This is a genomic window from Streptomyces sp. NPDC004539 (genome assembly GCF_040610055.1).
Classification (GTDB): domain Bacteria; phylum Actinomycetota; class Actinomycetes; order Streptomycetales; family Streptomycetaceae; genus Streptomyces.
The window spans coordinates 214,299-225,391 of the sequence record NZ_JBEXLS010000008.1; the positions used below are offsets into that span (position 1 = coordinate 214,299).

At 71.9% G+C, this 11,093-nt stretch carries 11 protein-coding genes; 9 read left to right on the forward strand and 2 right to left on the reverse strand.

Translation table 11 applies throughout. From position 1 onward, the window contains the following. Position 1: 1 nt before the first annotated feature. Positions 2-544: a hypothetical protein gene (locus tag ABZX85_RS19120; protein WP_355869477.1), complete on the reverse strand. Its 543-nt coding sequence runs from the start codon at positions 542-544 to the stop codon at positions 2-4. Between the two features lie 92 nt (positions 545-636). Between ABZX85_RS19120 and tsaB the strand changes: the two genes are divergently transcribed. The 4 genes from tsaB to ABZX85_RS19140 are packed head-to-tail and all read left to right on the forward strand — an operon-like array spanning position 637 to position 3,146. Next, positions 637-1,290, forward strand: coding sequence for a tRNA (adenosine(37)-N6)-threonylcarbamoyltransferase complex dimerization subunit type 1 TsaB (gene tsaB / locus ABZX85_RS19125; protein ID WP_355869480.1), 654 nt, complete (start codon positions 637-639; stop codon positions 1,288-1,290). Beyond that, positions 1,287-1,814: a ribosomal protein S18-alanine N-acetyltransferase gene (gene rimI, locus ABZX85_RS19130; RefSeq protein WP_355869483.1), complete on the forward strand. Its 528-nt coding sequence runs from the start codon at positions 1,287-1,289 to the stop codon at positions 1,812-1,814. The genes tsaB and rimI overlap by 4 nt, the downstream gene beginning before the upstream one ends. Further along, entirely contained in the window at positions 1,807-2,898 is a 1,092-nt protein-coding gene (gene tsaD / locus ABZX85_RS19135; protein WP_355869485.1) for a tRNA (adenosine(37)-N6)-threonylcarbamoyltransferase complex transferase subunit TsaD, read from the forward strand. The genes rimI and tsaD overlap by 8 nt, the downstream gene beginning before the upstream one ends. Further along, entirely contained in the window at positions 2,895-3,146 is a 252-nt protein-coding gene (locus ABZX85_RS19140) for a hypothetical protein (protein ID WP_355869488.1), read from the forward strand. Before tsaD ends, ABZX85_RS19140 begins: the two co-directional genes overlap by 4 nt. Here ABZX85_RS19140 and ABZX85_RS19145 read toward each other — a convergent pair. Further along, positions 3,143-5,467, reverse strand: a complete 2,325-nt coding sequence (locus ABZX85_RS19145) for a glycoside hydrolase family 3 N-terminal domain-containing protein (RefSeq protein WP_355869491.1) — start codon at positions 5,465-5,467, stop codon at positions 3,143-3,145. The genes ABZX85_RS19140 and ABZX85_RS19145 overlap by 4 nt on opposite strands. 130 nt (positions 5,468-5,597) lie before the next feature. Between ABZX85_RS19145 and ABZX85_RS19150 the strand changes: the two genes are divergently transcribed. The 5 genes from ABZX85_RS19150 to ABZX85_RS19170 all read left to right on the forward strand — a co-directional run bounded on the left by ABZX85_RS19150 (position 5,598) and on the right by ABZX85_RS19170 (position 11,046). Beyond that, entirely contained in the window at positions 5,598-6,653 is a 1,056-nt protein-coding gene (locus ABZX85_RS19150) for a LacI family DNA-binding transcriptional regulator (RefSeq protein WP_355869494.1), read from the forward strand. A gap of 82 nt (positions 6,654-6,735) precedes the next feature. Then, a complete protein-coding gene (locus tag ABZX85_RS19155; RefSeq protein ID WP_355869497.1) occupies positions 6,736-8,091 on the forward strand; it encodes an endo-1,4-beta-xylanase in 1,356 nt (451 codons plus the stop codon). Positions 8,092-8,164: 73 nt separating this feature from the next. Further along, positions 8,165-9,220, forward strand: coding sequence for an LCP family protein (locus ABZX85_RS19160; protein ID WP_355869500.1), 1,056 nt, complete (start codon positions 8,165-8,167; stop codon positions 9,218-9,220). A gap of 118 nt (positions 9,221-9,338) precedes the next feature. Further along, positions 9,339-9,695 (forward strand): YciI family protein, encoded by a 357-nt coding sequence (locus ABZX85_RS19165; protein ID WP_355869503.1) that lies wholly within the window; start codon positions 9,339-9,341, stop codon positions 9,693-9,695. An 82-nt stretch (positions 9,696-9,777) separates the two neighbouring features. Further along, complete coding sequence (locus tag ABZX85_RS19170) at positions 9,778-11,046, forward strand: sigma-70 family RNA polymerase sigma factor (protein WP_355869506.1); 1,269 nt, start codon at positions 9,778-9,780, stop codon at positions 11,044-11,046. The last annotated feature ends 47 nt before the right edge of the window (positions 11,047-11,093 follow it).

Below are 11,093 nucleotides of genomic sequence, written 5' to 3' on the forward strand. Positions count from 1 at the left end.
ATTAGCGAATCACCATTACTTTGCGACCTACTGTCGCGAAATCCCACATCGCGTCCCCATCAGCCCGCGTCTCCCTGATCCCCCCGGTCCGCACCATCGTGTCGGCCTCAGGCAGAGCCCCGCTCACGGCCGCGCTGAACCCGATCGCCATCCCCTCCGCCGTCTCCGCGAACCGCACCACGTGCTCGATACGCGTCCCGTCCGTCGCCGTCACGGCCCCCGCCCGGGAGGACACGACGTACGGCCCCGGCTTCGGATCGAGCCCCCCGGGATACACCCGGAACGTCCGCGCGACCTTGCCCTTCTCGTCGACCAGCCAGACCCGGTCGTCGTCGACGGAGTACACGACCCGCTGCCCGACCCCGGAGTTCCCCGGCAGCGCGTCGGGATGCCGCACATCGCGCGGCGCCTTGGACGCGGCGGCCGGCACCGGCCTGCTGAGATCCCCCGGCGAGTTCGCCGACGCCTGCCACGCCAGCACCCCCACGGTCGTGAGCGCCGCCGCCGTGAGCCCGGCCACGAACCCCGCGCTACTGCTTGCCACCTGCGACCACCTCTGTACGTAAACGTCCGTTTTCGCACTGGACGCTAGCAGCAGGGGCCGTACCCCACCCCCGCGCGCCGTAGGCTGTTCGCGTGCTCTTGCTCGCTCTGGATACCGCCACCCCCGCCGTCACGGTCGCCCTGCACGACGGTGACCGAGTCGTCGCCGCGTCGAGTCAGGTGGACGCCCGCCGGCACGGCGAACTGCTGCTGCCGACCGTGGACCGTGTGCTCGCCGAGGCGGGGGTGAGACTGGACGCCGTGACGGGGATCGTCGTAGGGACCGGGCCGGGGCCGTACACGGGCCTCAGGGTCGGGCTGATGACGGCGGACACGTTCGGGCTCGCGCTGGGCGTGCCCGTGCACGGCGTCTGCACGCTGGACGGCCTCGCGTACGCGGCGGAGGCGGAGGGGCCGTTCCTGGTCGCCACCGACGCGCGGCGCAAGGAGGTGTACTGGGCGCGGTACGACGACACGCGGACGAGGGTGAGCGGACCGGCGGTCGACAAGCCCGCCGACCTCGCCGAGACCGTCCGGGACGTCCCGGCGTTCGGCGCGGGCGCGCTGCTGTACCCGGACCACTTCCGCGTCGTCCCCGGACCGGAACACGTCTCCGCCGCCGACCTCGCCGCACTGGCCGCCGAACGGCTTGCGGCGGGCGCCGAGCTGGACGAGCCGCGCCCGCTGTACCTGCGGCGGCCGGACGCCCAGGTGCCGAAGAACTACAAGGTGGTCACGCCGAAGTGACTGAACCTGTGAAGACGGCGCTGCCCGCGATGCGGGAGATGCGCTGGTGGGACATCGATCCCGTACTGGAGCTGGAGCGGGGGCTGTTCCCCGAGGACGCGTGGTCGCGCGGCATGTTCTGGTCCGAACTGGCGCACGCGCGCGGGCCGGAGGCCAACCGGCGTTACCTGGTGGCGAGTCACGCGGACGGCCGGATCGTCGGCTACGCCGGACTCGCCTCGGCCGGTGACCTCGCCGACGTCCAGACCATCGCCGTCGCCCGCGACCACTGGGGCACCGGCCTCGGCGGCCGGCTCCTCACCGAACTCCTGCGCGCGGCCACGGAGTTCGAGTGCCCCGAGGTCATGCTGGAGTGCCGCATCGACAACATCCGCGCCCAGAAGCTGTACGAGCGCTACGGCTTCGAGCCGATCGGCTTCCGGCGCGGCTACTACCAGCCGGGGAACGTCGACGCGCTGGTGATGCGCCGCACCGACCCCGAGACATCCGCGACTCCCGTACGAGGAACCGAGAACGATGGCTGACGAACCCCTGGTCCTGGGGATCGAGACCTCCTGCGACGAGACCGGTGTCGGGATCGTCCGGGGTACCACCCTGCTCGCGGACGCGGTCGCCTCGTCCGTCGACGAACACGCCCGCTTCGGCGGCGTCGTCCCCGAAGTCGCCTCACGCGCCCACCTGGAGGCGATGGTCCCGACGATCCAGCGCGCCCTGAAGGACGCGGGGGTCACCGCGAAGGACCTGGACGGCATCGCCGTCACGGCCGGTCCGGGCCTCGCGGGCGCGCTGCTGGTCGGCGTCTCGGCCGCCAAGGCGTACGCGTACGCGCTCGGCAAGCCGCTGTACGGCGTCAACCACCTCGCCTCGCACATCTGCGTCGACCAGCTCGAACACGGCCCGCTGCCCGAGCCGACGATGGCGCTCCTCGTCTCCGGCGGGCACTCCTCGCTGCTGCTCTCCAGCGACATCACCTCCGACGTCCGGCCGATGGGCGCGACGATCGACGACGCGGCGGGCGAGGCGTTCGACAAGATCGCGCGCGTGCTGAACCTCGGCTTCCCGGGGGGGCCGGTCATCGACCGGTACGCCCGAGAGGGCGACCCCAACGCCATCGCTTTCCCACGGGGGTTGACCGGTTCGCGGGACCCCGCGTACGACTTCTCCTTCTCCGGGCTGAAGACGGCCGTGGCCCGCTGGATCGAGGCGCGGCGGGCGGCGGGGGAGGAGGTGCCGGTGCGGGACGTGTCGGCGTCCTTCCAGGAGGCGGTCGTCGACGTGCTCACGCGCAAGGCGGTGCGGGCATGCAAGGACCAGGGCGTCGACCACCTGATGATCGGCGGCGGGGTCGCCGCCAACTCCCGGCTGCGGGCGCTCGCCCAGGAGCGGTGCGAGGCGGCGGGCATCCGACTCCGGGTGCCCCGGCCGAAGTTGTGCACGGACAACGGGGCGATGGTGGCCGCGCTGGGCGCGGAGATGGTCGCACGCAACCGGACGCCCTCGGACTGGGATCTGTCGGCGGACTCGTCGTTGCCGGTGACCGATCCGCATGTGCCGGGGCACAGCCATGACCACGTTCACGAGGTCAGCAAGGACAACCTGTACACATGACAGTCGCGTTGATGTGGGAGGCCAAGGCGGCGGCGGGCCGGGGCGAGGAACTCCTCGCCTGGGCCCGCCGCCAGCCCCTCGCGACGCCTCCCCTCCGTCGGGAGACGTTGCGAGGCCCCGAGGGCCGGGTGCTGGTCATCACGTGGTGGGACGCGGAGTACGACGCACCGCTGCCCGAACTCCCGGAACCCGAGGGTGATTTGATCGCCCGTGCAGTGCACCGGTGGCGCTTCGAGAGCGTCGGCTAGTCGACCTCGGTCTCGCAGCGCAGCCGCCGGTCCACCCCCAACTCCCTCACCTCCCCGGTGAGTTCGAGCTGAGCCGTGTACCGGATGTCCGTGCTGGACGCCCCCAGCCTCAGCTCCAGCGCGCCCGGTTCGACGATCCTGCGCCCGCCGCGATCCGTGAACGCCGACAGGTCGGCGTGGAAGGCGAACGTCACGCGCCTGGCCTCTCCCGGCTCCAACTCCAGCCGCCGGTACCCGATCAGCCGGACGTCCGGCCGCGTCACCGAGGCCACCGGATCGTGCAGATACAGCTGGACGACCTCCGCCCCGGCCCGGTCCCCGGTGTTGCGGACGGTCACCGACACGTCGTGGGAACCGTCGGTGGAGATCGACACGGGCGCCTCCCCTGCGTCGCTCTCCCACCCGAACTCCGTGTACGAGCGCCCATGTCCGAACGGGTACAAGGGAGTCGGGTCGAGGTTGCTCACCTCGCCCTTGAGGCCCAGCGGCGGCTGGAGGTAGGTCCAGGGCTGGCCGCCGGTCACGCGCGGCACGCTCACCGGGAGCCGCCCGGACGGGTTGACGCGGCCCGACAGGACCCCCGCGACCGCCGGACCGCCCTCCTCGCCGGGGAAGAACGCCTCGACGACCGCCCCGAGCCGCCCGTGCCAGCGGCCCAGCGCGTAGGGGCGACCGGCGAGCATGACGAGCACGACGGGCACCCCGGTCGCCACCAGCGCGTCCAGCAACTCGGCCTGGACACCGGGGAGTCGGAGGTCCTCGGCGTCGCAGCCCTCGCCGGAGGTGCCCCGGCCGAAGAGCCCGGCCCGGTCGCCGAGGACGGCGACACAGACGTCCGCCTCGGACGCGCGCGCCACGGCCTCGTCGAAGCCGCCCGTGTCGGGGGTGTCGACCCCGCAGCCCTCCGCGAACGTCACCTTGGCGTCCGGGAGTTCGGCGCGCAGCGCCTGGAGGACGGTCGGGATCTCGATGCCGTCGGCCACGCCCGGGTGGTGCGGGAGGACGTGGGAGGGGAAGGAGTAGCAGCCGAGCATGGCCAGCGTCTCCGCCGCGCGCGGGCCGACGACCGCGATCCGGGTGTCGGGGGCGAGCGGCAGGATGCCGTCCGGGTTGTCGAGCAACACGACCGACTCTTCGGCGAGTTGACGGGCCACCGCCCGGTTCTGCGCCGAGTCCAGCTCGACCGGTTCGGCGTGCGTCGGAGTCCAGTCCTCGTCCAGGAGGCCCAGTCCGCACTTCTGGAGGAGGACCCGACGGACAGCGTTGTCGACCAACTCCTCGGGGACAGCGCCTTCCTGAACGGCCGTCAGGAGCGGTTTGCCGTAGCACTTCAGCGTCGGCAGCTCGATGTCGATGCCGGCGGCCAGCGCGGCGTGGGCTGCCTCGGCGGGGGTGCCGGCGACCCGGTGCAGGGTCTCCAGGAAGCCGACCGCGAAGTAGTCGGAGACGACCGTGCCGGTGAACCCCCAGGTCTCGCGCAGGAGTTGGGTGAGCAGCTCGGGGTCGGCGGAGGCCGGGACGCCGTCGCGCTCGGTGTAGGAGGGCATGACCGAGCGGGCGCCGCCCTCGCGGATCGCCATCTCGAAGGGCGGCAGGGTGACGTCCGCGAACTCGCGGGTGCCCGCGCGCACGGGGGCCAGGTTGCGGGCGCCCGCCGAGGAGGCGTACCCGGCGAAGTGCTTGAGGGTGGCGATCACCCCTGCCGACTCCAGTCCGCGCACATAGGCGGTGCCGACCGTGGCGACCAGGTAGGGGTCCTCGCCGATCGTCTCCTCGACGCGCCCCCAGCGAGCGTCGCGGACGACGTCCAGGACGGGGGCGAGGCCCTGGTGGACGCCGACCGAGCGCAGGTCGTGGCCGATGCGGGCGGCCATCCGCTCGACGAGGTCCGGGTCGAAGGAGGCGCCCCAGGAGAGCGGGACGGGATAGGCGGTGGCCCGCCAGGCGGTGAACCCGGCGAGGCACTCCTCGTGGGCGAGCGCGGGGATGCCGAAGCGGTTGGCGGCGACCAGCCGGCGCTGGGCCTCGGCGAGGGCGCGGGCGCCGGCCGTCGGGTCGACGGGGGCGGTGCCGAAGGGGCGCGTGAGCTGGCCGAGGCCGTGCGAGACCAGCTCGTCCCAGTCGTAGTCGGCGGTCATGTCGGACTGGTGCGGGGCGACCCCGCCGTCCTCCGTGTCGGCGCCCACCCAGACGCCGTACAGCTGGGCGGTCTTCTCCTGGAGGGTCATCCGGGAGAGCAGGTCGTCGACTCGGGCGGCGGCGGGCAGGGAGGGGTCGCGCCAAGGGGCGGGGCCCGGCTTCCGTTCGGAGGCGGTGGTCATGAAACTCCTGTCAGAGGTCGGTGAGCCACCAGAGCGGTACGAATGTTTCGAGCTGTATTCCGAATGTTCCGGGAACCTATGGCGCCTCACGGGGTTCGTCAAGAGGGCATGCGGCGATACGATCGCCGCCATGACACCCTCGGACCCCGCTGAAACGCGGCCACAGACCGCGACGCTCGCGGAGATCGCCCGCGAGGCCGGCGTCTCCGCGCCGACTGTTTCGAAGGTCCTCAACGGCCGGGCCGACGTCGCGCCCGGCACCCGGACCCGCGTCGAGGAGCTGCTGCGCGCCCACGGCTACCGGCGCAGGCGGGCCGAGGCGACCCGCTCCCCCCTCATCGACCTGGTCTTCCACGAGCTGGAGAGCGCCTGGGCGCTTGAGGTCATCCGGGGTGTGGAGAACGTCGCGCGCGACGCGGGCCTCAGCGTCGTCCTCAGCGAGAGCGCGGGCCGCCTCACCCCCGGCCGGACCTGGGCCGACCAGGTCGCCGCGCGCCGTCCGCACGGCGTGATCCTCGTCCTGTCCGGCCTCGACGAGTCCCAGCGCGCGCTGCTGACCAGCCGTTCCGTGCCGTTCGTCGTCATGGACCCGGCGGGCGACCCGGGCGCGGACGTCCCCTCGATCGGCGCCACCAACTGGCAGGGCGGCCTCGCCGCCACCCGCCACCTGGTCGAACTCGGCCACCGCAGGATCGGCGCGATCACCGGCCCGCCCCAGATGATGTGCAGCCGCGCGCGGATCGACGGCTACCGGGCCGCCCTGGAGACCGCCGGGCTGCCCGTCGAGTCCGACCTCATCCGTACGGGCGACTTCCACCACGACACCGGCTACCGCGTCGGCCGCGAACTGCTCGCCCGCCCCGACCGGCCCACCGCCGTCTTCGCCGGCAACGACCTCCAGGCGCTCGGCCTCTACGAGGCGGCCCGCGAACTGGGGCTGCGCATCCCCGAGGACCTGAGCGTCGTCGGCTTCGACGATCTGCCGGTCGCCCGCTGGGTGGGGCCGCCGCTGACGACCGTCCGGCAGCCGCTCACCGAGATGGCCGAGGCCGCCGCCCGGCTCGTGCTGGAGCTCGGGCGGTCCGACACGGGGCCGGCGGAGGGGCCGGCGGCGACCCGGGTGGAGCTGGCGACGAGTCTGGTGGTGCGCTCCAGCACGGGGGTGCCGCCGCTGGCCGGAAGCTGATGTATTGACGGGTATGGCGGGTGCCCTCACACTCCTCCGAAGTCAATCGGTTGCACAACCGAAACTTTCGGAGGCACCCGCAATGAGATCCTCCCCCCGATCACGACTGTCCGCCCTGCTCGCCGGAGCGGTCACCGTCGGCGCCCTGCTCACCGCCACGGCCACCCCCGCCCAGGCCGCCGACACCCCGCTGCGCGACCTCGGCACGGCCAAGGGCAAGGTCATCGGTACGGCGGTGACCGGCTCCAAACTCACCGGCACCTACGGCGACCTGGCCGGCGCGCAGTTCTCCTCCCTGACCCCCGGCAACGCCATGAAGTGGGGCTCGGTCGAGCCGACCCAGGGCACCTTCAACTGGGCCGAGGCCGACCAGATCGTCAACTTCGCCGAGGCGCACGGCCAGCAGGTGCGCGGCCACACCCTCGTCTGGCACAGCCAGAACCCGAGCTGGCTCACCAACGGCACCTGGACGCCCGCCCAGTTGACCACGCTCCTCCAGAACCACATCAACACCGAGGTCGGCCGCTACAAGGGCCGGATCGCCGCCTGGGACGTCGTCAACGAACCCTTCAACGAGGACGGCACCTACCGCTCGACCCTCTGGTACAACGGCCTCGGCGTCGACTACATCGCGAACGCGCTGACCTGGGCGCGGGCCGCCGACCCGAACGCCAAGCTGTACATCAACGACTACAACGTCGAGGGCGTCAACGCGAAGTCCAACGCCCTCTACAACCTGGTCAGTTCACTGAAGCAGCGCGGCGTGCCGATCGACGGGGTCGGCCTCCAGGCGCATCTGATCCTCGGTCAGGTCCCGGCCACGTTCCAGCAGAACATCCAGCGCTTCGCCGACCTCGGGCTCGACGTCGCGATCACCGAGCTGGACATCCGGATGAACTTGCCTTCCGACGCCACCAAGTTGGCCCAGCAGAAGGCCGACTACAAGGCGGTGACGGCCGCCTGCGTCGCCGTCGCGCGGTGCGTGAACCTCACGGTGTGGGGGTTCACCGACTCCGACTCGTGGGTCGAGTCGACGTTCCCCGGACAGGGGGCGGCCACCCCGTACGACGCCAACTACCAGCCCAAGCCCGCCTATTACGGGATCTCCGAGGCGCTCGGGGGCGGGACGACGACTCCGCCGACGGGGGCCTGCAAGGCGACGTACAGCGTCACCAGCCAGTGGAACACCGGGTTCACCGGGAACGTGGTGATCTCCTGCTCGGGGGCGGCCCTGTCGTCGTGGCGGGCGACCTGGACGTTCGGGGCGGGGCAGACGGTGACGCAGGCGTGGAACGCGACGTGCACGCAGTCGGGGGCGGCGGTGTCGTGCGCCAACGCGACGTACAACGGGACCGTGCCGGACGGGGGTTCGGTGTCGTTCGGGTTCAACGGGGCGTGGAGCGGGAGCAATCCGCTACCGACAGTGACGGTGTCGTGAGATTTTCTGAAGAAAACAGCCCCGAAGCCCCTCTCCTAACGGCGTCTTCACATTCCGGACTTATGTTCGTGGTGTGACGCGAAACGAGGAGCAGAACGAGGAACAAGGCGACGCGGGCAGACGGGTGGGCCGGCGGTCGAGGGTCCTGAAGATCGTCGGCCTCACCCTGGCGGGGGTCCTGGTGCTGGGCGTGGCGGCCGGCGGCTGGGCGTACTGGCATCTCGACTCCAACATCAAGAGCGTCGACATCGACCAGGCGCTCGGCGACGACCGGCCCGCGCGGGCGATGGTCACCCCGTCGCCGTCCGCCTCTCCCCTGCCCACCGGCTCCCTCAACATCCTCGTCCTCGGCTCGGACTCGCGAACGGGCAAGGAGAACAAGGCACTCGGCGGCGGCCCCGAGGGCGGCGCGCGCTCCGACACGGCGATGGTCGTCCACCTCGACGCGGGCCGCACCGCCGCGACGGTCGTCAGCATCCCCCGCGACACGCTGGTCACCCGCCCGTCCTGTCCCCTCGACTCCGGCGGCACCAGCAAGGTCGCCCACAACGTCATGTTCAACACCGCGTACGAGATCGGCGGGCCCGTCTGCGCCGTCAAGACCGTCGAGCAGCTGACCGACGTCCGCATGGACCACTACATCGAGGTCGACTTCGCCGGGTTCGCCAAGCTCGTCGACGCGCTCGGGGGTGTCACCGTCACGACCGCCGAGGACATCCACGACACCGACAGCCACCTCGAACTCGCGGCCGGCACCCACCACTTGGACGGCAAGACCGCCCTCGCGTTCGCCCGCACCCGGCACGGCATAGGCGACGGCAGCGACCTGGGGCGGATAGGTCTCCAGCAGACGCTGGTGAAGGCGCTGCTCGCCCAGATCTCCGAGCTGAACCTGCTGAGCAGCCCGACGAAGCTGTACGAGGTCGCCGACGCGGTCACCGGCAGCCTGACCACCGACACCGGGCTGAGTTCGCTGTCCGACCTGATCGAGCTGGGGCAGAGCGTGCGGGGGCTGTCGGTGTCCGGGCTGACGACCGTGATGATGCCGGTGGTCCTCGCCCCGTCGGACCCGAACCGGGTGATCGCGAAGGAGCCGGCGGCGGGGGAGCTGTGGGAGTCGCTGAAATAATTCTGGGATTTTCCGGCGAGCCTGTCGATGTGGGGGAGCCTCGTTCGACGTACGTGTGAGAGGCGGGGAACAGCCCCGCTCACCGGACCTCCCGGGGTCCCGTACACGAGGAGTCACCATGCCGCGTTACCTGTCGCTCGTGAAGATCGACGAAGCGTCCGCGCCCGCCGAGGGGCCCAGCGAGGAGCTGATGCAGCGGATGGGGGAGCTGATCGAGGAGGTCACCAAGGCGGGGGTCATGCTCGACACGGCCGGACTGCTGCCGAGCGCGCAGGGGACGCGCGTGCGCTGGGAGGGCGGGAAGATCTCCGTCACGGACGGGCCGTTCACTGAGGCCAAGGAGGTCGTCGGGGGGTACGCGATCATGCAGTGCAAGGACCGCGCGGAGGCGCTGCACTGGGCGGAGCGGTTCCTGCGGGTGCACGAGGAGATCTGGACGGTGACGTGCGAGGTGCGGGAGATCGCGGAGGGCTGAGGCTCGCCGGCGCCGTACCCGTAGTACCCGTAGTACCCGTTCGTCCGGCGGATGTCGGTGCCGGGGTGTTCGATGGTGAGCTGTGGAACGACAGCTCACCAACGCCTCCCTCACGGCCGCCTCCCGCACCGCCGTCGAGACCGTTTTCCGGATCGAGTCGCCGAGGGTCGTCGCGACCGTCACCCGGCTGGTGCGGGACGTCGGGATCGCGGAGGAACTGGCGCAGGACGCGCTGGTCGCGGCGCTGGAACAGTGGCCGCGTGACGGGGTCCCCGACAACCCAGGCGCCTGGCTGACCGCGACAGCCAGGCGCCGGGCGGTGGACCTGATCCGCCGCCGCGAGGTGTACGCCCGCAAGCTCGCGGAGATCGGCCGGGACCTGACGGAGACGGCGCCGCCGCCCCCGGACGAGCCCGACGACTTCGACGACGACGTCCTGCGGCTCGTCTTCATGACCTGCCACCCCGTCCTCACCCCCGACGCCCGCACCGCCCTCACCCTGCGCCTCCTCGGCGGCCTCACGACGGCCGAGATCGCGCGGGCCTACCTCGCCCCCGAACCGACCGTCGCCCAGCGCGTCGTCCGCGCGAAACGCGCCCTCGCGGCGGCGAACGTCCCCTTCGAAGTCCCCTACGGCCCCGACCGCGCGGTCCGCCTCGCCTCCGTCCTCGACGTCATCTACCTGATCTTCAACGAGGGTTACGCCGCGACCGCCGGCGACGACTGGCTGCGCCCCGCCCTCTGCGAGGACGCCCTCCGCCTGGCCCGGCAACTCGCGGCCCTCATGCCGAAGGAGCCCGAAGTCCACGCCCTGGCCGCCCTGTTGGAGTTCCAGGCGGCCCGCACCCCGGCCCGCACCACCCCCGACGGCACCCCCGTCCTCCTCTGCGACCAGAACCGCCGCCGCTGGAACCGCGCCCTCATCGCCCGAGGCATCCACGCCCTCTCCCGCGCGAACTCGGCGACGACCGGACCACCCGGCCGCTACACCCTCCAGGCGACGATCGCGGCCTGCCACACCCACGCGTACACCTACGACGAGACGGACTGGCCCACGATCGTGCTCCTCTACGACGCCCTCGCCGCCCGATTCCCCTCCCCTGTCGTCGAGTTGAACCGCGCGGTCGCCGTCTCGATGACGGACGGCCCCACCGCCGCCCTGTCCTTGGTCGACACCCTCGCCGCCGAACCCGCCCTGCGGGACTACCACTTGCTCCCCAGCGTCCGAGGCGACCTCCTCCACCGCCTGGGCCGCACGGCGGAGGCCCGCGCCGAGTTCGCCCGCGCCGCCGAGCTGGCGGCCAACACCCGGGAGCGCGAACTCCTCCTGCGGCGGGCCGAAACCCCGTAACCCGCCCTCCGCGCAAGGGGTTTCAACGGCCGCCCCCGCTGTCACAA

Bases quoted from the DNA above. Each gene is read 5' to 3' on its own strand.
- tsaD (WP_355869485.1), top strand. From the start codon at position 1,807: ATGGCTGACGAACCCCTGGTCCTGGGGATCGAGACCTCCTGCGACGAG.
- ABZX85_RS19140 (WP_355869488.1), top strand. From the start codon at position 2,895: ATGACAGTCGCGTTGATGTGGGAGGCCAAGGCGGCGGCGGGCCGGGGC.
- ABZX85_RS19145 (WP_355869491.1), bottom strand. From the start codon at position 5,467: ATGACCACCGCCTCCGAACGGAAGCCGGGCCCCGCCCCTTGGCGCGAC.
- ABZX85_RS19150 (WP_355869494.1), top strand. From the start codon at position 5,598: ATGACACCCTCGGACCCCGCTGAAACGCGGCCACAGACCGCGACGCTC.
- ABZX85_RS19155 (WP_355869497.1), top strand. From the start codon at position 6,736: ATGAGATCCTCCCCCCGATCACGACTGTCCGCCCTGCTCGCCGGAGCG.
- ABZX85_RS19165 (WP_355869503.1), top strand. From the start codon at position 9,339: ATGCCGCGTTACCTGTCGCTCGTGAAGATCGACGAAGCGTCCGCGCCC.